We start from the raw sequence: 26,066 nt of genomic DNA, 5'->3' as shown, positions 1-26,066 counted from the left end.
ACGTTGCGACGTACCCGCGGAAACCGTAGCGCCGCGCGCGATCGAATGGAGCGGCGTCAACGCGTCAGACCTCGTCGGGCAGGGCGTAGGGCAGCGGCAGGAAGTGCAGCGCGGGACCGTCGGCAGCGCCAAGATGCACGCTGCCCGATTCGAGCGCGGTGAGCTTGATTTCGGCGAGCAGGTCGACGCCGCCGTCCGGCGCCGCCGCCGCGTTGACGATCATGCCGCATGGCTGGCCCGGATCGTCGGAGTGGAAGAGTTCGACGCCCGCGCGTGCGGCATCGAGGCTCGCCGCAACGCTCGCGAGCGCCGTCCGGCGCTTGATCGTGCCGCGATACTGGCTGCGCGCGACGATTTCCTGGCCCGGATAGCAACCCTTCTTGAAGTTCACGCCGCCGAGCACGTCGTAGTTGACCATCTGCGGCACGAACTGCTCGGAGACGGCCTGCGTGATGCGCGGTTCGCCCGCACGAATGTCGAGCCAGTCCCATACCGCGGGCGCGACGCGCTGCAACTTGCCGTCGATCGCCGCGAGCCGCGCCTCGACCGCTTCCTTCGGGCCAACCCACAGAAAGCGCAGGAGACCGGCCGCGTCGGGCAGGCGGATCAGCGTGCCGGACGGATCGTCCACCTTGACATGGACGCCATCGGGCAGCGCATCGAACTGGGCGGCGAGCGGGCCGCGCACGTCGCCTGCGAGGCCGACGACGAGCAGTTTGTCGGTGTCGTCGGTGAGCTTTGCTTTCGCGCGGAGCACGAACATCGAGAGCCGTTTTTGCACGCTCGCCTGCACGTCCTTCGAAATGAGAAGGCGAATCGTCTCGCCGGTCTTCCACGCGAGAAACGATGCGAGCAGGCGGCCCTTCGGCGAGCAGTAGCCCGCGAGACGCGCACCGGTCACGTCGAGATGCTGGATGTCATTGGTGAGCTGGTTGTGCAGGAAGCTGGCAGCGTCGTCGCCGGTGGCATCGATTACGCCGAACTGCGGCAGGATCGCGTACGCGCCTCCCTTGAGCACGGCGTCGAAGTCGGCATTGGCAGGCCGTTCGGCGGCGGGAGAGAGCGTGGCGGCGGAGTCGAGCGGGGAGTTCATGGATTCGGGTAACAGTCAATCCTGACTTTGGCGAGAGCGAGCAGTTATTATATGAGGTCATCCTGAGCCGTGTTCCGCATGTCCCTTCTGAAGAAATGCCTTGTTGCCGCCGCCACGCTTGCCGTGCTTGGCGCCGGCGCCGTGGCGGGTGTCTGGCATTGGGCCAATACGCCTGTCGATCTCGCCTCCGAGCAGCTCGATGTCACCATCAAGCCGCATAGTTCCGTGCGTAGTGTCACGGCGCAGCTGCGCGGCGGCGGCGTGCCGGTCCAGACCGAACTGTTCGTGCTGATGACGCGCGTACTGGGCCTCCAGAGCCAGCTGAAATCCGGCAACTACGAGTTCAAGCTCGGCGTGACGCCGTATCAGGTGTTGCAGAAGATGGCGCTCGGAGACGTCAACGAATACGTCGCGACGATCATCGAGGGCTGGACATTCAAGCGCATGCGCACCGAACTCAATGCCAATCCGGCGCTGCGCCATGACAGCATCGGCATGACGGACGCCGAAATCCTGGCCGCGATAGGCGCGCCAGCTGTGCCCACAGGCAACGCCGAGGGCCTGTTTTTCCCTGACACTTATTTGTTCGACAAGAATTCGAGCGATCTCGATGTGTATCGCCGCGCCTACCGGTTAATGCAAACGCGCCTCGCCGAGGCATGGGCCGCGCGCGCGCCGGGGCTGCCGGTGAAGTCGCCGTACGAGGCGCTGACGCTCGCCTCGCTGATCGAGAAGGAGACCGGCCGGGCGGGCGACCGGCCGCTCGTGGCCGCGGTATTTTCGAACCGGCTGCGTGCGGGCATGCCGCTCCAGACCGATCCGTCTGTAATTTACGGGCTCGGCGACGATTACGACGGGCACCTGCGCAAACGCGATCTGAGAACTGACACTATTTACAATACGTACGTGCGCGCTGGGTTGCCGCCAACGCCCATCGCACTGCCGGGCGCCGCGTCGTTGCAGGCGGCACTGAACCCGGCACCGACCACCGCGCTGTATTTCGTGGCGCGCGGCGATGGCAGCAGTGTCTTTTCCGACAATCTCGTCGACCACAACAAGGCTGTCGACAAATACATCCGGGGGCAGTAAATGGCGCGGGGCCGATTCATCACGTTCGAGGGCATCGATGGCGCGGGCAAGACCACGCATCTCGCCTGGTTCCGCGACAAGCTCGTCGAAAAGCTCGCCCCGAGCGGGCATACGGTGGTCATGACGCGTGAGCCGGGCGGCACGCCCCTCGGCGAAACGTTGCGCGAGATCCTGCTGCACCAGCCGATGGACCTCGAGACCGAGGCGCTGCTGATGTTCGGGGCCCGCCGCGAACATCTGGCGCAGCTCATCGAGCCGGCGCTCGCGCGCGGCGACTGGGTGCTCTCCGACCGCTTCACCGATGCCACCTTCGCCTACCAGGGCGGCGGCCGCGGATTGCCGCGCGACAAGCTGGAGGCCCTGGAGCGGTGGGTGCAGGGCGGTTTCCAGCCCGACTTGACGGTGCTGTTCGACATTCCGCCCGATACGGCCAGCGAACGCCGTGGTGCCGCGCGCGAGCCGGACCGTTTCGAGAGCGAGACGGACGCTTTCTTTACACGTACGCGCGGGGAGTATCTGCGCCGGGCCGAAGAGGCGCCGCACCGGTTTGCGATTATCGATTCGAGTCAGAGCATCGATGAAATTCGCAAACAACTTGAGAAAATCATTGCAAGACTTTGATTTAAAATCATCATTTGACGAATTTATGTCTCGATGTAAACCTCGGCTCAACTCTTGGTTTTGTCGACTAACTGATTGATAAAAAATGATTTATCCGTGGCAGACGGTAGACTGGGAGCGTCTTCAGCAATTGCGTAGCCACTGGCCGCACGCACTGCTGCTGCACGGTCAGGCGGGGATCGGGAAGCTTCATTTCGCGCAGCACCTCGCGAAGGGCCTGCTCTGCGAAGCGCCGAAGCCCAACGGCGAGCCGTGCGGCACCTGTCCCGCGTGTAACTGGTTCGACCAGGGCAATCATCCCGACTACCGCATCGTCGTACCCGAGGCGCTGGGAGCCGAGGTTGGCGCGGCCGCTGCCGAGGACAACGAGAAGGCAGCCGAAAAGGGCGACGACGACGGCAAGAAAAGCCGCACGCTGAGCAAGGAAATCCGTATCGAGCAGGTGCGCGCGTTGCTCAACTTTACGGGCGTCGGCTCGCATCGCGGCGGCATGCGCGTAGTCGTGCTGTATCCGGCCGAGGCGCTCAACGTGGCCGCTGCCAATGCCCTGCTGAAAACACTCGAAGAGCCGCCAGCGGGCGTCGTGTTCCTGCTCGTTAGCGCGCGCATCGACCGACTCTTGCCGACCATCATCAGCCGCTGCCGCCAGTGGCCGATGGGCACACCCGCGCCCGAGGCTGCAACTGCATGGCTCGCCGCGCAGGGTATGGCCGACGTACTTGCCGAGGCGGGCGGCGCACCGCTGGCCGCACTTGCGCTCGCCAACGACGAGAACCGCCCGTTGCGCGACTGGACCATTGCGCAACTGTCGGCGGGCGCCGGGTGCGACGCCTTCGCGTGCGGCGAGACGCTGCAGAAACTGCCGGTGCCGCTCGTGCTCGGCTGGCTGCAGCGCTGGGTCTACGACCTCCTCGCCGAACGGACTGCGGGCCGCCCGCGCTATTTTCCTCAAGCGAACGCCGCGCTCGCGCGCTGCGCCGCGAAGATTGACGCTCCCGCGCTCGCCCGCTATCTGAAGGCCGTCACGCGCCAGCGCGCCGTCGAGAACCATCCGCTGAACGCGCGCCTTGTGTTCGAGGAATTGTTTCTCGGCTATCGTGAAATGTTTGCCTGAGGTTCGTCTGAACCCGAGGCCGCCGAGGCTGTATAACCAGACCTGACTGACCCAGCCGGCCGCGCGCCCTTTGAAGCGCGGCCGGCCCCATCCGAATTCTGAATTCTGATCACCATGAGCCTTGCTTACCGGGATGCCACCCTCGACGATCTGCCCGCGATCGTCGAGATCTACAACTCGACCGTGCCGTCGCGGCAGGTCACGGCCGATCTGGAGCCGGTGAGCGTCGAAAGCCGCCTGCACTGGTTCGAGGCGCACGGCCCCGCGAAGCGGCCGCTGTGGGTGGTCGAAGAGGGTGGCCGCGTGATCGCATGGCTTAGCTTCTCCGATTTTTACGGACGTCCGGCGTACCGGCACACGTCCGAGGTCAGCATCTACCTCGATGAGGCCGCGCGCGGCAAGGGGCTTGGCCGCCAGTTGCTGGCCGCCGCCATCGAGGCCGCGCCGGGACTCGACATCCACACGGTGCTCGGTTTCGTGTTCGGTCACAACGAGCCGAGCATGCGGCTTTTCAGCAGCTTCGGCTTTGCCGTGTGGGGGACGCTGCCGCGCGTCGCCGTACTCGATGGTGTCGAGCGCGATCTCGTCATCCTCGGCAAGCGGCTCGACGCCGCGCCGGCCGCCGCCTGAACCCGCGCAGGACTACCCATGTTTGTCGATTCACATTGCCACATCAACTTCGAAGGCCTCGGCGATCGCCTGCCGCAGGTCCTCGAGAACATGCGTACGCACGCTGTGACGCACGCACTGTGCGTTTCGGTCGATCTCGAGACACTACCTTCGGTCCTCGACATCGCGAATCGCTTCGAGAACGTTTTCGCTTCGGTGGGCGTGCATCCCGACCACGAGGACGCGAAGGAGCCCACCGTCGCCGAACTGGTCGAACTGGCTGCCCATCCCAAGGTGGTCGCGATCGGCGAAACGGGGCTCGATTACTATCGCCTTGGCGAGCGCACCATCGCCGACATGGAATGGCAGCGCGAGCGCTTTCGCACCCATATTCGTGCTGCGCACGCCACGGGCAAGCCGCTGATCGTGCACACGCGCGCTTCCGCGGACGACACACTGCGCCTCATGGAGGAGGAGCGGGCAGGCGTGCCGGGCGGCGTGATGCACTGCTTCACCGAGCCCTGGCCGATCGCCGAGCGCGCGCTTGCGCAAAACTTCTACATTTCGCTGTCGGGCATCGTGACGTTCAAAAGCGCGACCGATGTCCAGGAGGTCGCGCGCCGGGTGCCGATCGAGCGTCTGTTGATCGAAACCGACTCGCCTTACCTTGCGCCAGTGCCATATCGGGGCAAACCCAATGAACCTGCGTACGTGAGCCATGTCGGAAGATTCATTGCGCAGCAGCGCGGGATGACCGATGCCGAACTCGGCGCGGCTACCACGCAGAACTTCTTCCGGCTCTTCAAGATTCCGGCGGCGGTTTGATCGGGCGTCTTCTGGCGCCTGCAAGCTGGCAATATCGTCTGCTATCAGCAACATACCGAATAAAGTTAAGGTTTGACATGAACTCGAAACCGCTTTTGCCCGCCGTCTCTTCCGTTCGTGCCGCGTCCGTGCGGCGTGTGAGCGCCGCGCTCGCCTGTGCCGTGAGTGCCGCGCTGCTGGCCGCCGTGCCCGCACACGCCGCGTCGATCGACTCGGTCGTGAAGTCCGTCAAGTTCGACGACGACAAGAGCATCGCGAAAGAGCTCGCCAAGGGTCAGGATCCGAACGCCACCGACGATCACGGCATGCCGCTCCTCGTGATCGCCGCACGCGAGAAGTCCGATAAGGTGGCCGCCCTCCTGCTCGACAATCCGGCCACCAAGGTTGGAGCTGAGGACCGGGCGGGTGAAAACGCGCTCATGCTGGCCGCGCTCAACGGCGACCTCGATCTCGCGAAGTTGCTCATCGCGAAGGGTGCCGAAGTCAACAAGAAAGGCTGGGCCCCGCTGCATTACGCGGCGGCGAATGGCAACGACGACGTCGTCAAGTTGCTGCTCGAACATTCGGCCTTCGTCGACGCGCAGTCGCCCAATGGCACGACGCCGCTCATGATGGCCGCGCGAGGCGATCACATGACGACGCTTAAGCTGCTGCTCGACAACGGCGCGGACGTCAGCGCGAAGAACCAGATCGGCATGAACGCGCTCGATTTCGCGAAACAGTACAAGGCGCCTGACGCAATCAAGGGCTTGTCCGCGCGGATGGCACAATCGGGCGCCCCGGCCGGTAACACGGCGGCGCCGCAAAACAGTGCAAAATAACGAGATCGTCGGCGTCCAGACCGGCCGGCGGCCCGCTGAACCTGGAACGCGGCGCCACACCACACGTAACGAACAAGGAGAACCATGCTGCGGGCTCTGATTTGCGCCGGTGCGCTCGTGTTGCCGATTTCGGCATTTGCCTTCACGGCAGGCGACCTCAACCGGCTCTGCATGAAGACCGACGTCGCCTCGCGCGCTGCGTGTGCGGCCTACATCGAAGGTGCCGCTGACGGGGTGTTCAACACAATCGACGCAATCGGCGGTACGACTGGGCCGCGCGTCGGTCAGTACTTCTGCCTGCCGCCGGACGCGCGCTCGGCGCAGCTCACCGACGCGGTACGCAAGTACATCGCCGACAACCCGAACGTCGCGGGTTATAACGCGAGCACGGCGGTCTCGCTCGGACTCGGGAAGGCGTTCCCCTGCAAGGCCGGCAACTGAGTCCCGTCACGTTGCCTGATCGGCCGGTCGCGTGACCGGCTGATTCGGGACTTTGAAAGACCTCGCATGACGGGGATTGCGCGGCGAATGGCCGACACCGTCCGCTTTTCGGCGCGGCTTGCTGTAAATGGCGCGCCGGGTGATCGGCGAAATAGGGACGTGAAGCACGGACGCAAAGCATGGCCGTGAAGCAGAAAGTGTAGCGAGGCGCGCGACGTTGCAGCTCGCCCGGCGCGCCTCGTCACGCTCACGCGCGGCAGGCCGTTGTGGCACGTCGCGGTGGTACGTGACAGCACGCTGGTTTCGGCCGCGGGCCTGCGCCAGGGCCGCTTCCACGAGTCGCCCCCACGCTCAGGAGGAACAGGCTGCAGATGGAGACCATCGACGCTCTCTCGCTCGTCGCCGACACCTCGCTGCAGACCTGGCACGGTACCTTCGTCGTCGGTGCCGTCGCGTTCGCCGTTGCGACTGCCACCCACTGGCTCGGCTCGCGCGTGCTGCGCCGCGTCGCGCTGCCGTATCCGCGCGTGAGCGTGTTCCTGCGCAGTATTCGTCTCCCCGCGCTCGCCGTCCTCGTCATTTTCGCGCTCCAGTTCGTCTTGTCGCAGGCGCTCGACACGCTGCGCTTCATTTCCGGCCTGCGCGAACTCACCGCCGTCGCGCTCATCGCTTCCATCACCTGGCTTTCGCTGCGCTGCGCGGCCGCCATCGGCGAGACGATCATCGCGGCCCATCCGCTCGACGCCGCCGATAACCTCCAGGCCCGCCGCATCCACACCCAGGCGCGCGTGCTCGCGCGCACGGTGATGGGGCTGATCATGATCGTCGGCACCGGCGCGGCGCTCATGAACTTTCCGAACGTGAGGCAGTTCGGCACAAGCCTGCTCGCGTCGGCGGGCGTAGCCGGTCTCGTCGCCGGTATCGCGGCACGGCCCGTGCTTGCCAATATGATCGCCGGGTTGCAGATCGCGCTCACTCAACCGATCCGGCTCGACGATGTGGTCGTGATTCAGGGCGAGTGGGGGCGCGTCGAGGAAATCACCGGTACGTACGTCTCGCTACGGCTCTGGGACCAGCGGCGCATGATCGTGCCGTTGCAGTGGTTCATCGAGAATCCGTTCGCGAACTGGACGCGTAGCAGCTCGCAGATCATCGGGACCGTGTTCCTGTGGCTCGATTTCCGCATGCCGCTCGCGCCGCTTCGCGAGGAACTGACGCGCATCGTTACGAATGCGCCCGAGTGGGATGGTCGCGTGCAGGTGCTGCAGGTCACCGACGCCAATGAGCGCGCGATGCAGTTGCGTGTGCTGGTCAGTTCGCGGGATTCGGGGCTGGCCTGGGATCTGCGCTGCCGCGTGCGCGAAGGGTTGCTCGGCTTCGTGAACGCGCAGTATCCGCAATTCCTGCCGAGGACGCGCGCTGAGATGTCGGCGGATCTGGAGAGCAGTGCGAGCGAGTTGCCGGGACGGACGAGCCGGCCCGCGCAGCCAGCGGCATCGAGCACGGCGGCCAACACGGAGGCCGATCCGGTGACTGGCGGCGGGGAGCGGACTGTGGAGGCCAGCGTCGCCATGCAGGCGATGGAGAAGACGAAGGATTCACCGGATCACGCGGCAACGGCTCCCGCCGGTGATGCCGTAAAAGGCACACGGCGGTCCGCGGGATAGCAGCCGGGCACATGTGCGCGAGGGCGGTATCGTCACGGTCAGCGACGATGCGCGAAGCGCGGGTGGCATCGCGTACGTCTGGTGCAGGAACGGCGAGCGAACGGAGCGAATGGTCCACGCAGAAGCACGAGTTAGCACGCGTCACGAGCGGAGGAACGCATAGATGGGCAGATTGATCGTCGTGTCGAACCGCGTGGCAACGCCGGCACAGACGAAAGAATCCGCCGGCGGCCTGGCCGTCGCCGTGTTCGGCGCGCTGAAGGGCGACGGCGGCATCTGGTTCGGGTGGAGCGGGGATGTCGTGAGCGAGTCCGTTGCCCATGCCGGGCCATCGCTCGTTCTGGACGGCTCCGTCACCTTTGCGACCATCGGCCTCACGCGCAAGGACTACGACCAGTACTATCGCGGTTTTTCGAATGCCACGCTGTGGCCCGTCTTTCACTACCGCAACGACCTCGCGCACTACGAACGCGACGAGTATGCGGGCTACCGGCGCGTGAACGCGTGGCTGGCGCACAAGCTCGTGAATCTGATTCGCCCCGACGACAACATCTGGGTCCACGACTACCATCTGATCCCGTTCGCCGAGGCGCTGCGCTCAGAGAGCGTCGAAAACCGCATCGGGTTCTTCCTGCACATTCCGTTCCCGTCACCCCAGGTGTTGCAGACGATTCCGCCGCACGAGGAACTGGTCCGGTCGCTGTGTTGTTACGACCTGATCGGATTCCAGACACGCAACGACCAGTTGGCGTTCCACGACTACATAGTGCGCAACGCGCGCGGCGAGGTCTTCGAGGACGGCGAGTCCGCCCGCGTGGAAGCCTTCGGCCGCAAGCTGCGCACGGGCGTCTACCGCATTGGTGTGTTCCCCGACGAGATCGCCGAACAGGCCGCGCGTTACGAAAACCGCCAGCACGTGATCGACCTCGAGCAGAGTCTGGAGGGAAGCAAGCTCATCATGAGCGTGGACCGGCTGGACTATTCGAAGGGACTCGTGGAGCGCTTTCACGCGTTCGAACAGTTGCTCGAACGCGAGCCGGAATGGCGCGGCAAGGTCACGCTCGTGCAGATCGCGCCGCCAACGCGTTCCGACGTCGCGAGCTACAAACGGATTCGCGAGGAACTGGAGCGCGAAGCGGGGCGCATCAATGGCCGCTACTCTGGTCTCGACTACACACCGATCCGCTATCTGAGCCAGCAGTACGACCACGGAGAACTGATGTCGCTCTTTCGCGAGTCGCAGGTGGGCTACGTCACGCCGCTGCACGACGGCATGAATCTCGTCGCCAAGGAGTACGTCGCCGCGCAGAATCCGCGTGATCCCGGTGTGCTCGTGCTGTCCATTTTCGCGGGCGCAGCCGGCGAACTAACCGGCGCGCTGCTCGTAAATCCGCACGACGCGGCGGGTACGTCGGAGGCGCTGCAGCGCGCACTGTCGATGCCACTCGCCGAGCGCCAGGCGCGCTATGAGACCAACATGGAAGCATTGCGACGCAACAATCTCGGCGTGTGGCGCGACAGCTTCCTGCGCGACCTGGGCAACGTTCCAAAGCCACATTGAGCGCGTTGAACGTCGCATTGGACATTCAACGCCCGTGATTGCGTATGATTGCCGCGATTGCGTCAGCTCCCGCTCCCATGCCTTACCGACCCATGCTCACCACGCTCGCCATAGCCAACTATCGCTCGCTGCGCGAGATCATCGTGCCGCTCGGACCGCTCAACGTCGTAACGGGTCCGAACGGCAGCGGCAAATCGAATCTCTACCGCGCGCTGCGCCTGCTCGCGCTCACGGCGCGCGGCGGCGTGATTTCGTCGCTCGCGCGCGAGGGTGGTCTGCAATCGACGCTCTGGGCCGGCCCCGAGCGTTTTTCGCGGGCGGTAGAGGCGGGCGACGCGCCGGTCGAGGGCACCGTGCGAAAGGACGCCGTGAGCTTGCGACTCGGCTTCGCGGGCGATGCGTTCGGTTACGCCATCGATCTTGGCCTGCCGATTTCGTCGAGCTCGCAGTTCTCGCTCGATCCGGTGATCAAGCGCGAATGCATCTGGAGCGGGCCGATCCTGAGGCCCTCGGCGTTGCTCGTCGATCGACAGGGGCCGATGATCCGGGTGCGCGCCGAATCGGGCGAGTGGATGACGCTCGCGCAGCCCGTCGCGGGTTTCGACAGCATGATGACCGAGTACGCCGACCCGCGCGGCGCGCCGGAAATGATCGCCGTCCGTGAACAGATCCGCTCGTGGCGCTTCTACGACCATTTCCGCACCGACGAACTCGCACCCGCGCGCCAGGTGCAGATCGGCACGCATTCGCCGGTGCTCGCCGACGACGGCGCGAATCTGGCCGCCGCGTTGCAGACCATCCGCGAGATCGGTGACGGCGCGGCGCTCGACACAGCGGTCGGCGATGCCTTTCCAGGCGCGCGCGTCGAGATCGTCAATCACCAAGGGCGCTTCGAGGTCGCGCTTCGCCAGGAAGGGCTGCTGCGGCCGTTGCGCGGCGCCGAATTATCGGACGGGACGCTGCGCTATCTCCTGCTCGTGGCGGCGCTGCTGAGCCCGCGGCCGCCCGCACTGCTCGTGCTCGACGAACCGGAGACGAGTCTGCATCCGGACCTGCTGCCGTCGCTCGCCCGGCTCATCGCGCTGGCTTCGCGCCAGTCGCAGGTGCTCGTGGTATCGCATGCGACGCGTCTCGTGGCGGCGCTTGAGCGCGAGGCGGGGAGCCAGTCGATCGTGCTCGAACGCAAGCTCGGCGCGACGGTGCTCGCTGATGCCGATGCGCTCGACGTGCCGCCCTGGAAGTGGCTCACGCGTTGAGCGCGCGATGTATCGACGTGTAAGTCCGGATAGCAATTGAAAGACCTACGGCGCGGGCTCACAGCTTGTAGAAGAATGACCGGATCGTACGACGCCCGCATCGGCTTCTGGTGAGCGGGTAATCCATCTCTGATGGACGGTTTCCGCATTGCCTTACAATGAGGCGCACCGAAGCGGCAGGACCCGGCGACACAGCGCCGGACCGCACACCCCCGACCAACGGAGATGCCGGATGAGAATTGCGCAAATCGCCCCGCTGACCGAATCCGTTCCGCCCAAGCTCTACGGCGGCACCGAGCGCGTGGTCTCGTACATCACCGAAGCACTGGTCGACCTCGGTCACGACGTCACGCTATTCGCGAGCGGCGACTCCGTGACGCGCGCAAAGCTCGAGCCCGTCTGGCCACAGGCGCTGCGGCTCGACAAGGGCATTCGCGACCGGATCGCGCCGCACATGCTGCTCATGGAGATGGTCCGCCGTCAGGCCGACCGGTTCGATGTGCTGCATTTCCATATGGACTACTACTCGTTTTCGGTCTTCAAGCGCCAGGACACGCCTTTCGTAACGACGCTTCACGGCCGGCTCGACCTGCCGGAACAGCAGCCGGTCTTCGACACATTCGATACCGCACCGGTCATCTCCATCTCGAACGCGCAACGTCAGCCGTTGCCGCAGGCCAAATGGCTCGGCACCGTCTATCACGGCCTGCCCGAAAACCTCTATACGCCGCAGCCCGTCGAGCAACGATACCTCGCATTTCTCGGGCGCATCTCGCCGGAAAAACGCGTCGATACGGCGATCCGCATCGCGCAGCGCTGCGGGCTGCCGATCCGCATCGCCGCGAAGGTCGACGAGGCCGACCGCGAGTACTTCGAGCGCGAGATCAAGCCGCTCTTCGCCCAGCCGGACGTCGAGTTCGTCGGCGAGATTACGGACGCCCAGAAGGCCGAGTTCCTCTCAGGCGCGCATGCACTGCTGTTCCCGATCGACTGGCCGGAGCCATTCGGCCTCGTGATGATCGAGGCCATGGCGTGCGGCACACCCGTGATCGCGTTCAATCGCGGCGCCGTGCCGGAAGTGGTGGACGAGGGCGTGACGGGCTTCATCGTCGAAGACGAAATCGGCGCTGTGGCTGCGGTGAACCGCATCGCGCGCGTGCCGCGTGCCGGTGTGCGGCGGCGTTTCGAGGAGCGCTTTACGTCGCGGCGCATGGCGCAGCAGTACGTGGACCTCTATCAGGCGGTGATCCGCGCGAGCAAACGCTCGCGTTTCAAGGTGATCGACACGTCCGCGAGTTGATGCGGCACGCGAGCACGCTTCTCGCATCGCAGATTCAGACGCGCGATTTTCGTACTGATGCCGACGGGTTACGAGCCGCGCATGCAGCGTGCCGCTGCACGGGCCGTCGCGATGACACCCCGCAGCCGCGGCATCAGTGCTCTGGCGCGGGCTTCGGCTCCGGTTTCGGATTCGGGTGCCGCAGTGCGCGCCGGATCCCACCGATCACGATGCCCACGCAGAGCAGCGTCGCCATTGGCGCGACCCAGTAGCCGACGAACGCATCCCAGAGATAGACGGCCAGCGTCGAGCGGCGCTGGGCGTACTCGTCGAGCGCTTGCTGACGACGGGCGGCATTCGCGGCCAGCACATCCGCTGGACAACCAGACGCGCGGGCCGCATCCGGTGTGCCGCGACAGCGCAACGGCGCGCCGGCATCGCGATCGGCGGCGCTGAACGTCCATGTCGCCAGGGCCCGCTGCAGGTCCTCGCGGTTGTACGCCATTTCGTCCTGGGCTTCGCGTACCGCGACGACCATCACCGGCACGAGCCAGAACACCGTCACCAGCAGCCACCGGCGAAACCAGCGATTTTTGTGTCTCCATGCCATCTGCGCCTCCGTTCGATGCCTGTGGCATCAACGACAAAAGGCGGCCCGATGGCGTTCGTGTGGTGTCGTCTGAAGTGGGTCGCCGCTTGCGCCATCATAGGAGAAAAACGGCCCGTTCGAGCAGGGCCCGCAGACAGTGCGGGAAAACACCCGGGGCGTTGCACGAGGCGAGGGTATCGCCCGGCACGTTCACCGCAGCCAGGGCTATTCAACGCGCTCGCCCATAAAAAACGGCGGCCTGGGGCCGCCGTTCGTCTTGCTTGCGTTGCTGCTTAACTCTTCGTCGAGAGGCACTGCTTCATGAAGGCCTTGCGATCGTCGCCTTTCTTGTCGGCCGCCTGAACGTTGCACGCCTTCATCCGTTCCTGCTGCGTCATCGTCGGCGCCGCGCCGCCCGCCGAGAGGCACTGTTTCATGAAGGCCTTGCGGTCGTCGCCTTTCTTGTCGGCCGCCTGCGCGTTACACGCCTTCATCTTGTCCTGCTGGCTGTTCGGGGCGGCCGCCGGAGCGGCAGTTTGTGCGAATGCCGGTGCGGCCAGCACGCCACCCAGCACGATTGCAGCGATAGCGGATTGAATCTTCATAGCTCACTCCCATAGGATTTCGACGTCGTCGGTAGTCGTGCTCGCAGGCCTGACGCGCTTTTCCGGCCCATTGCCGCGACCATTTTGGCAAAGCTGCCCTAAAAACGGCATCGCGACGTCCGCGGTTGACGGCACAATGCGACTTATCGGGCTCGCAGTGTCAAGCATTGTCAAACCGTGACGGACGGAGACAAGCGAACGACAGCAGACGGCAAGCAAGCGGCATGCGCGCAGCCCCCGATCCGCGGGAGGGAAACGATGCACTGGCTCTTGATGTATGAACTGGTCGACGACTATCTCGAACGGCGCGCGGCGCACCGCAACGCGCATCTCGCACTAGCGTGGGAGGCCGTATCGCGCGGGGAACTCCTGCTCGCCGGGGCGGTGGCCGAGCCCGTCGACAGCGCGCTGCTGCTCTTTCAGAGCGATTCGCCCGCCGCCGCCGAGGCCTTCGCGCGCGCCGATCCCTACGTCCTGGCAGGGCTCGTCAAAAGCTGGCGCGTGCGGCCGTGGCAGACGGTCGTGGGCGATGAAGCCGCGAATCCTGTGCGCTGAGGCAGCGCGGCGCGCAGGGCGTCAGGCGTTGTCCGTGCCGCTTGCGGCCCGGTCGAGCAGGTCGCGCACGGTTTCGTCGTCGACCTGGTCGAAGTCCAGATAGAACTGGCCGACGCTGTAAAACTGCATGGGGACGTGCACGCACACGAGATCGTCGATGGCGGCGCCAAGACGCGCCCGTGCGCCTGCAGGCGCAACCGGCATCGCCCCGATGATGCGTGCCGGACCGCGGCTCGCCAGCGCGCGGGCGGCGGCTTTCAGCGAAGCACCTGTCGCGATGCCGTCGTCGACGATGAGCACCACGCGCCCCGCCACCGGCGTGGGCGGTCGCTCGCCGCGGTAGCGCAACTCGCGGCGGCCCAGTTCGATACGGGCGGTGGCGATGGCGCTCTGCAACTGCGCCGCACTCACACCGGTTTCGTGCACCAGCGCTTCGTCGACGAATTGCGCGCCGTTCGAGGACAGCGCGCCCATCGCGAGTTCCGACTGCCAGGGCACCCCAAGTTTGCAAACGGGCAGCACGTCGAGCGGCACGCCGAGCGCGGCCGCCACCTCGAATGCGACCGGCACGCCCCCGCGCGGCAGTGCGAGCACGACGACATCGCGCCGCCCCGCGTAGGTGCCAAGGCATTGCGCGAGCATCCGGCCCGCTTCGCGGCGATCGGTGAATGGACGTTCCATGAGCGGCTCCCGGGTGGAGCGATCCGACCAGTTTGCCACGCAGCGCGCCGTCCGGCGGGAAAAAGAGGGGATGCCGTCGGAATCGGTTCGCTCTGACGTCGGCGCAGCCGCCGCACCTGGCGAGGCACGGCCGTCATTTGCAAACGCGAATTCGTTGTTTGGTGGGGCAAGCGCCTGCCGGTACGATGGCACCGCGCTTTGTCGAGAACGAGGTCCACGCCATGTCCGAATCCGCCTGTTTCAAGCCATGTGTCGTCGAACCGGCTGCCGTCGGTCAGCCAGAAGGGCGCGCGCTCGCCGTGGAGTTGTGGCTCTCGCGGCCCGTCGACGGCATTGCGGGTCGCGCACTGCGCATCGATCTGCGATACGGCACGCGCATGCACGACGCCGAGACGCTGCGCGACCTCCTGCATGCGATCGGCACCAACATCGTCGTGACCTGAGGCGGCGCGCGGCGCTCAGTCGAGTTCGGTCGCGAAGAGGGCGTCGAGCAGGTTCGACGACGACTGATCGGCGAGCCTCGTCAGCGATTCGACCATACGCACCTGGCAGTCCGCGAGGGGAATCATGCGGATACGCGGCGATTCGCCGAACTCCGTGTGTGCGATCACGCCGACACCCACGCCCTGGGCGATGGCCGTCTGCAGCGCCTCGCGTCCGTCGACGTAAAGCACCGGCTGCACCTGGAGCCCCTTGCGCACCAGTTCGGCCTCGAGCAGTTGCTGCGTCACGGATTGCGCTTCGCGGAACACCATCGGCTCGCGCACCAGTTCCTCGTAGGTCATGCGGCGCTTCCTGGCGGCCGGGCTGTCGGCGGGCACGACCGCCACGAGTGGCTCCTCGCGCAACACGCGTGTCTGCAGGCGGCTGTGGACCTGGTGTGCCGCCGTGACGGCTGCATCCGCTTCGCTCGCGAGCACGCGCCGCATGCATTCGGTCGCGTTCGCGATCGACAGCTTGATCACGACGCCCGGATAGCGCCGCCGGAACGCGCCGACCAGTTTCATGGCAAGGTCGGGGGCATCGGCGATCAGCGACAGCTCACCCGACTCCAGCGCGCCCGCCGCTTCCAGCAGGCGCCGGGCGTCGCGTTCGCAACTGACCATCTGCCGCGTGACGGCAAAGAGGCGCCTCCCGAGGTCGGTCAATTCGACACCGCGTGGCGCACGCTCGAACAGTTTGACCCCGAAATCCTGCTCCAGCCGCCGCACGTGATCCGATACGGCTGGCTGTGTGAGCGATAGCGCTTGCGCGGCGCGCGAAAAGCCACCGTGCTCGGCGACCGCATGAAAAGCGCGTAACTGGGCGTATTGCATGGGCAATCCGGATCAATAAGTTTGACTTATATGGTCATCGATTATATCGATTTTACCGATGCTGCCATTTTCGGTAGCGTGTCGGCGTTCGATGCTGAATCCCGACTAACTTTGTATGGGATCGCACCCGGTGCCAAAGAACGCGGTGCGATCGACAGGAGCAAGTGCATGACGACCCCGGCCGATCCGTACCTGCTGACCCCTGGCCCGCTCACGACGGCCGCCTCGACGAAAGAGGCGATGCTGCGCGACTGGGGATCGTGGGACGCCGACTTTCGTGAAATGACGGCCCGGTTGCGCCGCGGCCTGCTGGACATCGCAGGCGACACGAACGGCGAATACGACTGCGTGCCGCTGCAGGGCAGCGGCAGCTATTGCGTCGAGGCGATGCTCGGCAGCTTCGTGCCACGCGACGGCCACGCGCTCGTGCTCGCGAACGGCGCGTATGGCAAGCGCATGGCGACGACGTTGCGCTATCTGGGCCGCCGCCACACCGTCCACGACACCGGCGATTATCTGCCGCCGCGGGCCGCCGACGTCGAACGCATTCTCATCGCGAACGCCGATATCACGCATGTCGTCGTGGTCCACTGCGAGACGAGTTCCGGCATCCTGAACCCGATCGAGGAAATCGCCGAGATCACGCAGCGCCTCGGCCGCCGCCTCCTGATCGACTCCATGAGCGCATTCGGCGCGATACCGCTCGATGTGCGCACACTGCCGTGTGACGCGTTCGTTTCGTCGGCAAACAAGTGCATCGAAGGCGTGCCCGGTTTTGGCTTTGTGATCGCGAAAAAAGACGTGCTCCGCGACGCGAAGGGCAACAGCCATTCGCTCGCACTCGATATCCATGACCAGTGGGACGTGATGAATCGCACTGGCCAGTGGCGCTTCACGCCGCCGACGCACGCCGTTGCGGCATTCATCGAGGCGCTTCGGCTGCACACGCTCGAAGGCGGTCAGCCGGCGCGCCTCGCGCGCTATGCGCGAAATCGCGACGTGCTCGTCGCGGGCATGGGCTCACTTGGCTTCGAGCCGCTGCTCACGGAACCGTGGCGCTCGCCGATCATCGTTACGTTTTTTTCGCCTGCCGATCCCGCCTTCAGCTTCGAGCGCTTTTACGAACTGATGAAGGCGCAAGGATTCATCATCTATCCGGGCAAGCTGACCACGGTCGAGAGCTTCCGTATTGGCTGCATCGGCGCACTCGACGAAAGTGTGATGCGGCGCGTGATTGAAGCCTGCGGCAATGCGCTTTCCACGCTCGGGGTGGCGAACGCGGCACCGGCGCCCGCATCGCTCGGCGCGCGCGAAGCGCTCGCGGCGTGAACGCCTGCCGTCAGTCGGCAGGGCAGGTTCCTCTTTTCGTAGATTATTCGCGGGACATAAGGCAATGAAACACGTCAAGGCAGTGATTTTCGACTGGGCGGGCACGGTGGTCGACTATGGTTCGCGCGCACCGATGGGCGCTTTCGTCGAGACTTTCGAGGAGTTCGGCGTGCCGATCACGATCGACGAAGCGCGCGGTCCGATGGGCATGGCCAAGCGTCCGCACATCGCGGCGCTGATGGCGCTGCCGCGCGTCGCCAGGGCGTGGGAAGCACGTCATGGTCACGCGCCGGCGGACGCGGACATCGACGCGGTCTACGACGTGTTCGTGCCGAAGAACATCGCGGTGGCGGCGCAGTACAGCGACGTGATCCCGGGCGTGGCCGCCGTGACGGCCGCACTGCGTGCCGAAGGCATCCGCATCGGTTCGACCACGGGCTACACGCGCGAGATCATCGACAAGATCGTGCCGGGAGCGGCAGAGCAGGGCTTCGTGGCGGACAGCATCGTCTGCACCGGTGACACGCCCGAAGGCCGGCCGTCGCCGTACATGATCTACCACACGCTGCCGCAACTGGGCGTGTGGCGCGCACGCGATGTGATCAAGGTGGACGACACCGAGGTCGGCATCGAGGAGGGCATCAACGCCGGAACGTGGGCGGTGGGCGTCGCCGTGAGCGGCAATGCATTCGGGATGACCGAGGACGAAGTTCGCGCGCTCCCGCCCGAAGTATTCGCACGCCGCCGCGAAGCTGCTGTCGCACGTCTGCGCGCGGCGGGTGCCCACTATGTGATCGACAGCGTGGCCGACTTGCTGCCGGTTGTGAGCGAGATCGAAGGCCGGCTTGCTCGCGGCGAGCGTCCCTAAGCTGCGCGGCGGAAGGGCGTGCCTGAAAGGCGCGCTTTCTTTTGCATTCGGGCCGCGTTGCACGATTTGTCGCGGCTTACCTCGTGCAGCGGAAGGTCGGCAAAGCGATTAACCGGCCCGTTGAAGGCCTTGACGCTCAGGGTCGGCAGGGCCGTCCCCGAGCCATTTGGCACCGAACGGATGCGTTAATCGTAGCTGGTCACTACGATTACGGGCGTTTGTGCGGAGGAGTCCGGGGCCTTGATCTGGAGCGTGCCGCCCGAGGCACCGAGGTGATAAGTGCCCGACTGGTCAGGCGTCAGCCGGTGGCCATTGCCATCCGCGAATTTCTCCACGAACGGACTGGCCGCTTTCGAACCGTTTCCGGTGCTCGCAAGCTGCATCGTCGCCAGTGTGACTTCGGCGTAGGGCGGACTGGCCGGTTCGGCTGCGAACGTGACGGTCGCCGTTGCGGGCCCCGATTGGCCGGCGCCTGCGGTGGTGGCAGCGGCGGAGGAGGTTCCGGACGCTGTTGCGATGCTATACGGCGGCGCAACGATCATACCCGCGAAGAAGATCTGGCCACCACTCGCGGCAACGGCGGCGCAAGGCGCGCAGATGATGGTTGCGAGACTCATCGCTACCGTGCGGATTTTCCAGGTCTTGTGCTGATCTCTTGCGCTCATTACGGCCTCCCAGTAGCAGAACTTGCGAACCGCCACCAGGCGGAATCGCGTCAACTAGTCCGTTTACGGCAGATCGCTTTCGACTCTTTAACGTCGCACGGGCGAGGACGATGGGGGCTTCAGGGGAGGACGCAGCGTGCGCACGAAAGCGGTAATGCGATCAACAAAGCCCTTTTGCGAGCCAGCAAGCGACACAATGAGGAAAAGGGCTGCACGGTCCCCGCTCTGACTAACCGCGGGCAGGACCGTGCTGGTCGGGGCTAACAGTGCAACGCGCTGTTGTGTGACGTCCTGAATGACCGTCTGAGTACGTCGCCGGTTTGCTCCCGCCTCCATTACCCAACGCTCATGAACGGCCAGATGGCAGTTAATCGAAGAGCTTTGCGCGAAGGCGCCTGTACTCATCGTCCGTAAGCGACCCGGTCGATTTCAGTCGGTCCAGTTTCTCGATTTCATCTGCCGCGCTAAAGCCAACGACCTGACGCAACTCGTCGCGTGCTTTTCGTGCGCGGTCTTCGTTGCGAAGGGCCATCTTGCGGCCTTGCGTAAGCACGTAAGCGAAAATGCCGATGTAGGGGAGCAAGATCAGAAAGATTACCCATATGACTTTCAGGAATCCGGATATGTCGTCCCGGCGGAACAAGTCACTTGTGATCGTAATGAACAACCAGAACCACAAGATGAACATGAAGATCGAAAATACATCGATTATGAAGTTTGGAAACGTAAATCCATTTGTGAGGATCATGCTTCTTCTCCGTTGGATGCGTGAGGAAACCAGTCGGGTCCTGCAACGGCATTATCTGCGCACAAGGCGTATTTCGATCGATTGCGTGTGCGGTACCGTGCACAGCAACCATGCCGCGATGGCGGCATATCGCGGTGTAGCAGACTGACAACGTCGATCCGCGTGGATACGAATCTGCCAAAAACCAGTTCTATCAATGCGGGCGCAACAGCATCATCAAGCGCGCAACGTCGACAAACGCGGTACGGCGTTTGACGCATTGATCCCGGCGTATCAGATACTGTTTGAAGCTGTTGTCCTGTACGAACGGACGCTCGCTTTGTCATTGGCGTCGGTAATCGCAGACATCCGAATCGCCCAGCGTTCGTCCGTGCGTTTTTCTCACGATGCATGCGAGGCGAATTTGCATGCCACAGGAAAAGTCAGCAGAGAGCGTTGATGAAATCGGTTATCCACGCGATGCGCATTTTTCTACCGCGTGGATCAGGCACTGATTTCATTTGCTGAAACGTTTTTGCATGCTTCCAGAGCCGGATAACCCATGGCATCGCAGAACATCCGCAAGGCATGTCGATCGCGCTCGCGTGATTAGTGCCAACGCCGCGGATGGCCCCAACCCGGCGGCGGACCATGCCGCGGAACCATATGAACTGGCCGTCCGTGCCAGGCCGGATGGCCCCACCGGCTATACATGACCGGAGGCGCCCAGTAGGGCACAGGACGAGCGATGATGAGCGGCGGCGGTGGCGCGTAAAACACCCCCGGAAAACCAATACCCACACTCACGTTGACCCGGGCTTGCGCGCAATGCAGAGCACCAAGCATCACGAGAGCAGAGACGAATCCCGACCGTATCAGGCGTTGCTTCAACATTGCGCTTCCCCTACGTTGGCTTCGCCGTGTCCGCGAGGGTGCAGAATCTGCGGTGATCTGGCGGAAGTTTATTTCGCGTGGGGTTCCGCTGGCCGGAATGCGTCGTCCGCAACTTTCTTCTGTGCGTCGGGCATGTCCGTATAAAGCGACTCGAATGCGGCGAGTAGCGCCTTGCTGCCGTCTGCGTGGGCTTGGGCTAGCTCGGCCCACGAACGCAGGTTCTCGATCGCTGTTTCCTTCTCCGCGTTTTCGTGCCGTTGCTCAAGGAGTGTGTCGATTGCTTTGGCGTTGGCACGCATGGCGTCCGCCACTTTGGCCCATTTATCTTCTTCCGCCGGCGTAATCTTGAGCTCCGAATGGAGAGCCTTTATGTGCTCTTCGACGGTCTCAACGTGTCGTTGCGAGGAAGCGGCGGGACTTGCTTGTGCCCAGCATGTCGACGTACAGAGCAGCATCGCAGCAACCAGGATACATTTCATGACAGTTCTCGCGAAAAACGGTCACCAGCAACGGCTCCACGGGTCCACGGAGCATTGAATTGATCATAGCAGTCCGCGCGGACAATTCAATTTGCGAGTCCGGCGCGTAGCAAAGTAACGAGCACGGGTATTGAACGCACGATGCACCATGCGTGCAGGCATTCCGATGGGTTCACATCGAGGTAAGCATTACATCGGAACAAAAGGAGGCCACGTGTTGATTCGATCGGTAATCCACAGGGAAGGCCGTTTCAGATCTGTTTCGTGGGCCCGGATTCGCTGGCATTGGGCAGGGTGCGCCGCACTCGCATTGGCGATGGCCGCAGGGTACGCCACCGCAGTGGACGCCGCCGTCTCCGTTCTGCGTCCGCCACGCGAAGCGCGCTCGGATGAGCTGCTTTCGGTGACGATCGTGTACTCGGGTGATGCACCTTCGGGCAGTTCGATCGATGTCCCGCCCACGGTAAGCATTACGTTGACGAACGGCGAAGCTTTGCCGCGGACCGTGGTGCTCACGCGAGACGCCGGGGCACCCGAGCATCTGCAACTGGGCGAGGGTGAAATCAAGGCAGTGCGTTACAGCGCGGCCTGGCCCGAATGGGCGCGCGGGACGCTGCGTGTCGATGTGCCCGGTATCGATGTATCGCCATCGCTCGTGCTGCTCACGCGCGTACCGGGACACACTGCCACGGCGAGCGCGGCACCGGCTGCGCAGGCTCCGGTAGCGCAAGGCACGGGGACGCCCCAAGCAACGACGTCCGGCAACGAAGCGCTCGCTGCGATGATGCCAGCCACGGCCGCGCCGCCGCCGCGGAATACATTAGGACCGGACCTCGGCACATTCATCTCCGGGCGGCTTTCGTTTTACGAACCCATGTACTTCGCCGATGGCTGGGACTCGGATGGCGAAGGTCTTGCCAAATTCCAGCTCAGCTTCAAGTTCCGTCTCGTGTTGCCCGATGATCCGCGCTCACGCGGTTTTCTCGACAACCTCTATTTTGCCTACACGCAGACTTCGCTCTGGGATATCCGCGAATATTCCGCACCGTTTCACGATACGAGCTATAAGCCCGCGCTTTTCTACTACATCGAGGACACCCGGTGGAGGACCAACTGGTTCACCCGGATGGGCATCGAGACGGGCTACGAGCACGAGTCGAACGGGACCGCCGGTGCCGGATCGCGCGGCATCGACATCCTGTACGTGAAGCCGATCTGGGATTTCGGTGACATCAATGCCTACCACCTGAGCATTGCCCCAAAAGTCTACTGGTACGAACACATCCAGGACACGAATTCGAATATCGCCGACTACCGCGGCTATGTCGATCTGCTGATCAAGTACGGCAGTCCGGATGGCTGGCAGCTCGCGACCACCTTGAGAAAAGGCACGAAATCGACTTATGGAAGCGTCGATGCACAATTGACATACCCGCTAGGCAAGCTGTTCAGCAGTGCATGGGGCGGATATCTGTTTCTCAATTACTTCAATGGCTATGGCGAAGATCTTCTCGATTACAACAAGCACCGCTGGGCCGCGCGAATTGGCTTCGCCGTGTCGCGTTAAGACATGGGTTCAATCAGCGTTGCTGGTGCTGATGGCTCTACGCACGCGTTGTTGGCCTGAGCCAGCGGTCCATCACGCCTCAGCAACCCACCGACAATGTCATGGCCAGATACAGATGTCCGATCTGGGGGTGCGGCGGAATTCCTGGACTGGGTTATGTCGTCAGCCCGAGGCTCTCTCGGTATTCGATCGGACTGAGTGCGCCAAGCGAGATCTTGATCCGTTTCTCGTTGTACCAGCGAATGTACGAGTCAACGGCCTCGATGAATTGGTCGGTGCTGATGGCCTGCCAGTCCCGAGAGTAAAACAGTTCTGTTTTCAGCCGTCCAAAGAAGCCTTCGCACGCCGCGTTATCGGGCGAGCAGCCCTTGCGCGACATTGAACGAATCAGATTGGCCTCACGTATTCGGGTAAGCCAGCCCGGCCAGCGATAATGCGCACCGCGATCTGAATGGACGACAGGTCGGTTGTTGCTACTGCCTATTGCTTCGATGGCAGCATCGAGCATCGTGTTCACAAGCTCGGCATCTGGTCGCGTACCGATTGACCAACTGATCACAAGCCCATCGAAGCAGTCAATGATCGGCGACAGATAGACTTTGCCGGCAGGAATCTGGAACTCCGTGATGTCCGTGAGCCACTTTTCATTCGGTGCTGCGGCCTGGAAATTCCGGTTGATAAGGTTATCTGGGGCAGGACCGATTTCTCCAGCGTAGGAGCCGTATCGACGTCGCCTCGTCGTGGCCGCGCTTAGATGTTCCTGCTTCATCAAGCGCCGAACGACCTTCTCCGAGATGAAGACTTTCTGCTTGCCAAGTGCCGCACGCACCCGGCGATATCCGTAGCAGCGGTGATTCAGTTCAAAGATATCTGCAATGGCAACGCGCACATCAGCATACTTGTCGGCAGTCTGTATCCGCGCCCGGTGATAGAAGTAGGAGCTACGGGCGAGCCCCAATTCAGAAAAGCTCTCCGGCAGCGTGTAAGTCTGTTTCAGGGCATCAACCAGCTCCGTCTTCTCCCGATTCGTCAGGAGTTGCGGGTCGACGCCCAGGCCTTTTTTTAATATTTCATTGGCCTTCTTCAGGATGTCGTGTTCGATCTGGAGCTTCCGAATGTCTCGTCGGAGTGATTCGACCTGCTGCTCCAGCGTCGCTTTCTCGGAGGTCTGCGGCGGGTCGTTGCGGCGTGTCATGACTGGAACAGCCTCCTGACCGAGTAACCGATGTCTCCAGTTGTACAACGTTGGGCGGCTCACGCCAATTTTTTTAGCAACTTCCTCAGCGCTTTCTCGTCGAGTGCACAGATCGATGACTGCTGTCTGCCTGAACTCTGGTGCGTACCGGACACCCGAAGTCTTCCCGAGAGCGCGTTTCTTTCGTTCAGGATGCATCTCGTCGAGCCAGGCGACGAGCGTCCCGCGTCCCGGATATCCCAAGGCCTTTGTCGTTGCTGCCAGACACTGGTCGTGGCTCATATAGTGGTCCGTGGCCGCCTTTTTTTGTTCTGCGGAATAGCGCGGCCTCACGCAAATACGTTCCCTCGGCAAATCCAGGCATCGCTCGTACGTGTGATACCAACGTTCGAGCGATTTCGTTGTGGGATAGCCTAATTGACGAACGGTCGCGGTAAGGTGCTTTCCAAGCTTCAAGTAGAGCTTGACCGCTCGGATGCGCTCTTCGTACGAATACATGGACTAGCTCCTGATAGTCCAGGAATTCCGCCGCACCCCCGAACCGGACATTTCAAAAAAGCCGTAACAAGTAAAAGTTCGATAATTTGTATTATGTTAAATAAAGGATCAGCCCAAGCATCACTCTCCGTAAATCACCTCGTCGCGCACCTCATACCGCTCCCGGCCAATAAAGATCAGATTGACGTTCCCCGTCTTTCTGGCGCTTGTGTTTCCACGCACAGGCCGATCCACGGCTGTCCGCCCGACGCCAACGACCGTTCCATCCGGACCGAAGAAAATCGCCCGCGTCCCGCCACCCGGCAGGTGGACCACGACGGCCACCGTGCGATCGTCGTGACGCGCAAGGTCGAATCGACATAGACGCATCCGTTGTTCCGCCCGCAGTGCGCAGCGCAGCGTCCCGGTCACACCTGACTGATAGCCGTGCTCCGGAACGGCAGCCGGCGACGTGCCGTCCGCATGGTTGCCTTCATTCGGAATTGAAATCAGCGTGACGCCCTCGGCTTCTCCGACCACGCGCCCGTGTTCGCCGTGAACGATCGCTTGCGCACTCTCGCTATCGCTGGGCCCGGGACAACCCACCAGCGTCGCGGTGTGGTCCAGAAACGCCGAAGTCGCGGGCGATTCGCCGAGCCGGCGACATCTGTCTCCCGGCTTCGGGTATCCGTTTCCGAATGGCGCGAGGGTTGCGGGCCAGGCAAACGGCTCCACCCCAGCGGCGGCCGCCGGAAGATTGACGCAGCAAGCGGCGGCACCTGCAACCGCCACGAATACTGCGGCCGAACGGGACAGCGTTATCGCGTTTCGCATCGGGTATCTCCGTCTCGTCGTTCCAGCCGCGCAGCGCGGGCTGGAATCGGCAATGGATCTTCTATACCAGCTTCCGGCCATCGCTGGTCTGGATACAAACGCGCCCCGTCGCAATTTCCAAAAGGAAACGAGCAGGTCAAGCGACGCGGCGCGCCGGGCACGGGAGCGGCTGGATCAACGCCCTCCGCGTTTAACCCGTCGGCCTCCGCCGCATCGATCCGATTCTCGACCGCTGCAGCGGTGCGGCGCGATCCGGACTTTAATCAGGAATGCTGCTTTATCAGCCGTGAAGCGCTGATTGCTCTGAAGCGAACCCGAACGGACTGTGCGCCGCAATCGCCCCGCCCTGCACCATCCGCGCGATCGCCGCAATATCCGGCGCGAAATAGCGGTCGAGATCGTAGTGCGGCACCTCACTGCGCACGGCCTGCATCACGCGGGCGAGCGCCGGGCTCGTCGGATGCGGCGCGCGCAGGTCCACGCCCTGCGCCGCGGCGAGCAGTTCGATCGCCAGGATGTTGGCCGTGTTCTCCGCGATGTCGGCGAGCTTGCGCGCGGCGAACGTCGCCATCGATACGTGGTCCTCCTGGTTCGCCGACGTCGGCAGCGAATCGACCGAAGCCGGATGCGCGAGCGTCTTGTTCTCCGAGGCGAGCGCCGCGGCCGTCACATGCGCGATCATGAAGCCCGAGTTCACTCCGCCGTCCTTCACGAGGAACGGCGGCAACCCCGAGAGCGTCGCGTCGATCAGCAGCGCGATGCGCCGCTCGGCCAGCGCGCCGATCTCGGCGGCCGCGAGCGCGAGATTGTCGGCGGCAAACGCCACCGGCTCGGCGTGGAAGTTGCCGCCCGAGAGCACTTCGCCCGTGTCCGGGAAGATCAGCGGATTGTCCGACACGGCGTTCGCTT

The 26,066-nt window shown here is 63.7% G+C and carries 28 protein-coding genes; 17 read left to right on the top strand and 11 right to left on the bottom strand.

Features of this window, described 5'->3' with window-relative positions; translation table 11 throughout:
* Positions 1–64: 64 nt before the first annotated feature.
* Positions 65–1,093, bottom strand: a complete 1,029-nt coding sequence (ygfZ, locus tag D1Y85_RS08070) for a CAF17-like 4Fe-4S cluster assembly/insertion protein YgfZ (protein ID WP_124150538.1) — start codon at positions 1,091–1,093, stop codon at positions 65–67.
* Positions 1,094–1,171: 78 nt separating this feature from the next.
* Between ygfZ and mltG the strand changes: the two genes are divergently transcribed.
* The 11 genes from mltG (at position 1,172) to D1Y85_RS08015 (ending at position 12,397) form a co-directional block, all read left to right on the top strand.
* On the top strand, positions 1,172–2,182 hold the full coding sequence (mltG, locus tag D1Y85_RS08065; protein ID WP_124150537.1) for an endolytic transglycosylase MltG: 1,011 nt from the start codon (positions 1,172–1,174) through the stop codon (positions 2,180–2,182).
* Positions 2,183–2,803: a dTMP kinase gene (gene tmk / locus D1Y85_RS08060; protein WP_124150536.1), complete on the top strand. Its 621-nt coding sequence runs from the start codon at positions 2,183–2,185 to the stop codon at positions 2,801–2,803.
* An 85-nt stretch (positions 2,804–2,888) separates the two neighbouring features.
* Positions 2,889–3,917, top strand: a complete 1,029-nt coding sequence (locus D1Y85_RS08055) for a DNA polymerase III subunit delta' (protein WP_124150535.1) — start codon at positions 2,889–2,891, stop codon at positions 3,915–3,917.
* A gap of 114 nt (positions 3,918–4,031) precedes the next feature.
* On the top strand, positions 4,032–4,547 hold the full coding sequence (locus D1Y85_RS08050) for a GNAT family N-acetyltransferase (protein WP_124150534.1): 516 nt from the start codon (positions 4,032–4,034) through the stop codon (positions 4,545–4,547).
* A gap of 18 nt (positions 4,548–4,565) precedes the next feature.
* Positions 4,566–5,351 (top strand): TatD family hydrolase, encoded by a 786-nt coding sequence (locus D1Y85_RS08045; protein WP_124150533.1) that lies wholly within the window; start codon positions 4,566–4,568, stop codon positions 5,349–5,351.
* Positions 5,352–5,428: 77 nt separating this feature from the next.
* On the top strand, positions 5,429–6,172 hold the full coding sequence (locus D1Y85_RS08040; protein ID WP_124150532.1) for an ankyrin repeat domain-containing protein: 744 nt from the start codon (positions 5,429–5,431) through the stop codon (positions 6,170–6,172).
* 84 nt (positions 6,173–6,256) lie between these two features.
* On the top strand, positions 6,257–6,613 hold the full coding sequence (locus D1Y85_RS08035) for a Rap1a/Tai family immunity protein (protein WP_124150531.1): 357 nt from the start codon (positions 6,257–6,259) through the stop codon (positions 6,611–6,613).
* Positions 6,614–6,984: 371 nt separating this feature from the next.
* Positions 6,985–8,280 carry a mechanosensitive ion channel family protein gene (locus tag D1Y85_RS08030; protein WP_124150530.1) on the top strand — a complete coding sequence of 432 codons (1,296 nt, stop codon included), beginning with the start codon at positions 6,985–6,987 and terminating at the stop codon, positions 8,278–8,280.
* Positions 8,281–8,443: 163 nt separating this feature from the next.
* The gene (gene otsA, locus D1Y85_RS08025; RefSeq protein WP_124150529.1) at positions 8,444–9,841 is read left to right on the top strand and encodes an alpha,alpha-trehalose-phosphate synthase (UDP-forming); all 1,398 of its coding nucleotides are present in this window, start codon (positions 8,444–8,446) and stop codon (positions 9,839–9,841) included.
* A 92-nt stretch (positions 9,842–9,933) separates the two neighbouring features.
* Positions 9,934–11,097 carry an AAA family ATPase gene (locus D1Y85_RS08020; protein ID WP_124150779.1) on the top strand — a complete coding sequence of 388 codons (1,164 nt, stop codon included), beginning with the start codon at positions 9,934–9,936 and terminating at the stop codon, positions 11,095–11,097.
* A gap of 232 nt (positions 11,098–11,329) precedes the next feature.
* Complete coding sequence (locus tag D1Y85_RS08015; protein WP_124150528.1) at positions 11,330–12,397, top strand: glycosyltransferase family 4 protein; 1,068 nt, start codon at positions 11,330–11,332, stop codon at positions 12,395–12,397.
* Positions 12,398–12,530: 133 nt separating this feature from the next.
* Here D1Y85_RS08015 and D1Y85_RS08010 read toward each other — a convergent pair whose 3' ends face one another.
* A complete protein-coding gene (locus tag D1Y85_RS08010) occupies positions 12,531–12,986 on the bottom strand; it encodes a hypothetical protein (protein WP_124150527.1) in 456 nt (151 codons plus the stop codon).
* Positions 12,987–13,258: 272 nt separating this feature from the next.
* On the bottom strand, positions 13,259–13,570 hold the full coding sequence (locus D1Y85_RS08005) for a PsiF family protein (RefSeq protein WP_124150526.1): 312 nt from the start codon (positions 13,568–13,570) through the stop codon (positions 13,259–13,261).
* Between the two features lie 258 nt (positions 13,571–13,828).
* On the opposite strand from D1Y85_RS08005, the gene D1Y85_RS08000 reads away from it, so the two are divergent.
* Positions 13,829–14,125 carry a YciI-like protein gene (locus D1Y85_RS08000; protein ID WP_124150525.1) on the top strand — a complete coding sequence of 99 codons (297 nt, stop codon included), beginning with the start codon at positions 13,829–13,831 and terminating at the stop codon, positions 14,123–14,125.
* A 21-nt stretch (positions 14,126–14,146) separates the two neighbouring features.
* Here D1Y85_RS08000 and D1Y85_RS07995 read toward each other — a convergent pair whose 3' ends face one another.
* On the bottom strand, positions 14,147–14,806 hold the full coding sequence (locus D1Y85_RS07995; RefSeq protein WP_124150524.1) for a phosphoribosyltransferase: 660 nt from the start codon (positions 14,804–14,806) through the stop codon (positions 14,147–14,149).
* 221 nt (positions 14,807–15,027) lie between these two features.
* On the opposite strand from D1Y85_RS07995, the gene D1Y85_RS07990 reads away from it, so the two are divergent.
* Positions 15,028–15,249, top strand: coding sequence for a hypothetical protein (locus D1Y85_RS07990; RefSeq protein ID WP_124150523.1), 222 nt, complete (start codon positions 15,028–15,030; stop codon positions 15,247–15,249).
* A 15-nt stretch (positions 15,250–15,264) separates the two neighbouring features.
* Here D1Y85_RS07990 and D1Y85_RS07985 read toward each other — a convergent pair whose 3' ends face one another.
* Positions 15,265–16,122 (bottom strand): LysR substrate-binding domain-containing protein, encoded by an 858-nt coding sequence (locus tag D1Y85_RS07985; RefSeq protein ID WP_124150522.1) that lies wholly within the window; start codon positions 16,120–16,122, stop codon positions 15,265–15,267.
* Positions 16,123–16,290: 168 nt separating this feature from the next.
* On the opposite strand from D1Y85_RS07985, the gene D1Y85_RS07980 reads away from it, so the two are divergent.
* On the top strand, positions 16,291–17,451 hold the full coding sequence (locus tag D1Y85_RS07980) for a 2-aminoethylphosphonate--pyruvate transaminase (RefSeq protein ID WP_124150521.1): 1,161 nt from the start codon (positions 16,291–16,293) through the stop codon (positions 17,449–17,451).
* Between the two features lie 64 nt (positions 17,452–17,515).
* The gene (phnX, locus tag D1Y85_RS07975) at positions 17,516–18,319 is read left to right on the top strand and encodes a phosphonoacetaldehyde hydrolase (protein ID WP_124150520.1); all 804 of its coding nucleotides are present in this window, start codon (positions 17,516–17,518) and stop codon (positions 18,317–18,319) included.
* A 185-nt stretch (positions 18,320–18,504) separates the two neighbouring features.
* On the opposite strand, the gene D1Y85_RS07970 is transcribed toward phnX, so the two are convergent.
* Complete coding sequence (locus tag D1Y85_RS07970) at positions 18,505–18,984, bottom strand: hypothetical protein (RefSeq protein WP_124150519.1); 480 nt, start codon at positions 18,982–18,984, stop codon at positions 18,505–18,507.
* Between the two features lie 367 nt (positions 18,985–19,351).
* The gene (locus tag D1Y85_RS07965) at positions 19,352–19,732 is read right to left on the bottom strand and encodes an SHOCT domain-containing protein (protein WP_124150518.1); all 381 of its coding nucleotides are present in this window, start codon (positions 19,730–19,732) and stop codon (positions 19,352–19,354) included.
* Positions 19,733–19,928: 196 nt separating this feature from the next.
* Here D1Y85_RS07965 and D1Y85_RS26975 point away from each other — a divergent pair, with 196 nt between their 5' ends.
* A complete protein-coding gene (locus D1Y85_RS26975) occupies positions 19,929–20,171 on the top strand; it encodes a hypothetical protein (protein ID WP_124150517.1) in 243 nt (80 codons plus the stop codon).
* A 502-nt stretch (positions 20,172–20,673) separates the two neighbouring features.
* On the opposite strand, the gene D1Y85_RS07950 is transcribed toward D1Y85_RS26975, so the two are convergent.
* Positions 20,674–21,084 carry a Spy/CpxP family protein refolding chaperone gene (locus tag D1Y85_RS07950; RefSeq protein WP_124150516.1) on the bottom strand — a complete coding sequence of 137 codons (411 nt, stop codon included), beginning with the start codon at positions 21,082–21,084 and terminating at the stop codon, positions 20,674–20,676.
* A gap of 316 nt (positions 21,085–21,400) precedes the next feature.
* On the opposite strand from D1Y85_RS07950, the gene D1Y85_RS07945 reads away from it, so the two are divergent.
* Positions 21,401–22,651 carry a phospholipase A gene (locus D1Y85_RS07945; RefSeq protein ID WP_185218928.1) on the top strand — a complete coding sequence of 417 codons (1,251 nt, stop codon included), beginning with the start codon at positions 21,401–21,403 and terminating at the stop codon, positions 22,649–22,651.
* Between the two features lie 154 nt (positions 22,652–22,805).
* Here D1Y85_RS07945 and D1Y85_RS07940 read toward each other — a convergent pair whose 3' ends face one another.
* The 3 genes from D1Y85_RS07940 to D1Y85_RS07930 form a co-directional block, all read right to left on the bottom strand.
* Positions 22,806–24,344 (bottom strand): IS3 family transposase, encoded by a 1,539-nt coding sequence (locus tag D1Y85_RS07940; protein WP_124150515.1) that lies wholly within the window; start codon positions 24,342–24,344, stop codon positions 22,806–22,808.
* 120 nt (positions 24,345–24,464) lie between these two features.
* Complete coding sequence (locus D1Y85_RS07935) at positions 24,465–25,238, bottom strand: hypothetical protein (protein WP_246024823.1); 774 nt, start codon at positions 25,236–25,238, stop codon at positions 24,465–24,467.
* A gap of 199 nt (positions 25,239–25,437) precedes the next feature.
* Positions 25,438–26,066 (bottom strand): aromatic amino acid lyase (locus tag D1Y85_RS07930; RefSeq protein ID WP_185218927.1); only part of this gene is annotated, 629 nt, incomplete at its 5' end.

Source organism: Paraburkholderia dinghuensis (assembly GCF_003837865.1).
GTDB classification, from domain to species: domain Bacteria; phylum Pseudomonadota; class Gammaproteobacteria; order Burkholderiales; family Burkholderiaceae; genus Paraburkholderia; species Paraburkholderia dinghuensis.
Note: the sequence above shows the minus strand (reverse complement) of the source record. Positions and strands in the feature narration are given on the sequence as shown.

Coding starts and splice junctions, on each gene's coding strand:
- D1Y85_RS07950 (WP_124150516.1), bottom strand. CDS start 21,084: ATGAAATGTATCCTGGTTGCTGCGATGCTGCTCTGTACGTCGACATGC.
- D1Y85_RS08050 (WP_124150534.1), top strand. CDS start 4,032: ATGAGCCTTGCTTACCGGGATGCCACCCTCGACGATCTGCCCGCGATC.
- D1Y85_RS08055 (WP_124150535.1), top strand. CDS start 2,889: ATGATTTATCCGTGGCAGACGGTAGACTGGGAGCGTCTTCAGCAATTG.
- D1Y85_RS07935 (WP_246024823.1), bottom strand. CDS start 25,238: ATGGCCGGAAGCTGGTATAGAAGATCCATTGCCGATTCCAGCCCGCGC.
- D1Y85_RS07990 (WP_124150523.1), top strand. CDS start 15,028: ATGTCCGAATCCGCCTGTTTCAAGCCATGTGTCGTCGAACCGGCTGCC.
- otsA (WP_124150529.1), top strand. CDS start 8,444: ATGGGCAGATTGATCGTCGTGTCGAACCGCGTGGCAACGCCGGCACAG.
- D1Y85_RS08045 (WP_124150533.1), top strand. CDS start 4,566: ATGTTTGTCGATTCACATTGCCACATCAACTTCGAAGGCCTCGGCGAT.
- D1Y85_RS08005 (WP_124150526.1), bottom strand. CDS start 13,570: ATGAAGATTCAATCCGCTATCGCTGCAATCGTGCTGGGTGGCGTGCTG.
- mltG (WP_124150537.1), top strand. CDS start 1,172: ATGTCCCTTCTGAAGAAATGCCTTGTTGCCGCCGCCACGCTTGCCGTG.
- D1Y85_RS26975 (WP_124150517.1), top strand. CDS start 19,929: ATGCGGGCGCAACAGCATCATCAAGCGCGCAACGTCGACAAACGCGGT.
- phnX (WP_124150520.1), top strand. CDS start 17,516: ATGAAACACGTCAAGGCAGTGATTTTCGACTGGGCGGGCACGGTGGTC.
- D1Y85_RS08010 (WP_124150527.1), bottom strand. CDS start 12,986: ATGGCATGGAGACACAAAAATCGCTGGTTTCGCCGGTGGCTGCTGGTG.
- D1Y85_RS07945 (WP_185218928.1), top strand. CDS start 21,401: ATGGCCGCAGGGTACGCCACCGCAGTGGACGCCGCCGTCTCCGTTCTG.
- D1Y85_RS08030 (WP_124150530.1), top strand. CDS start 6,985: ATGGAGACCATCGACGCTCTCTCGCTCGTCGCCGACACCTCGCTGCAG.
- D1Y85_RS07940 (WP_124150515.1), bottom strand. CDS start 24,344: ATGTATTCGTACGAAGAGCGCATCCGAGCGGTCAAGCTCTACTTGAAG.
- D1Y85_RS07965 (WP_124150518.1), bottom strand. CDS start 19,732: ATGATCCTCACAAATGGATTTACGTTTCCAAACTTCATAATCGATGTA.
- tmk (WP_124150536.1), top strand. CDS start 2,183: ATGGCGCGGGGCCGATTCATCACGTTCGAGGGCATCGATGGCGCGGGC.
- D1Y85_RS07985 (WP_124150522.1), bottom strand. CDS start 16,122: ATGCAATACGCCCAGTTACGCGCTTTTCATGCGGTCGCCGAGCACGGT.
- D1Y85_RS08040 (WP_124150532.1), top strand. CDS start 5,429: ATGAACTCGAAACCGCTTTTGCCCGCCGTCTCTTCCGTTCGTGCCGCG.
- D1Y85_RS07980 (WP_124150521.1), top strand. CDS start 16,291: ATGACGACCCCGGCCGATCCGTACCTGCTGACCCCTGGCCCGCTCACG.
- D1Y85_RS08015 (WP_124150528.1), top strand. CDS start 11,330: ATGAGAATTGCGCAAATCGCCCCGCTGACCGAATCCGTTCCGCCCAAG.
- D1Y85_RS07995 (WP_124150524.1), bottom strand. CDS start 14,806: ATGGAACGTCCATTCACCGATCGCCGCGAAGCGGGCCGGATGCTCGCG.
- D1Y85_RS08035 (WP_124150531.1), top strand. CDS start 6,257: ATGCTGCGGGCTCTGATTTGCGCCGGTGCGCTCGTGTTGCCGATTTCG.
- D1Y85_RS08000 (WP_124150525.1), top strand. CDS start 13,829: ATGCACTGGCTCTTGATGTATGAACTGGTCGACGACTATCTCGAACGG.
- D1Y85_RS08020 (WP_124150779.1), top strand. CDS start 9,934: ATGCTCACCACGCTCGCCATAGCCAACTATCGCTCGCTGCGCGAGATC.
- ygfZ (WP_124150538.1), bottom strand. CDS start 1,093: ATGAACTCCCCGCTCGACTCCGCCGCCACGCTCTCTCCCGCCGCCGAA.
- D1Y85_RS07970 (WP_124150519.1), bottom strand. CDS start 18,984: ATGAGCGCAAGAGATCAGCACAAGACCTGGAAAATCCGCACGGTAGCG.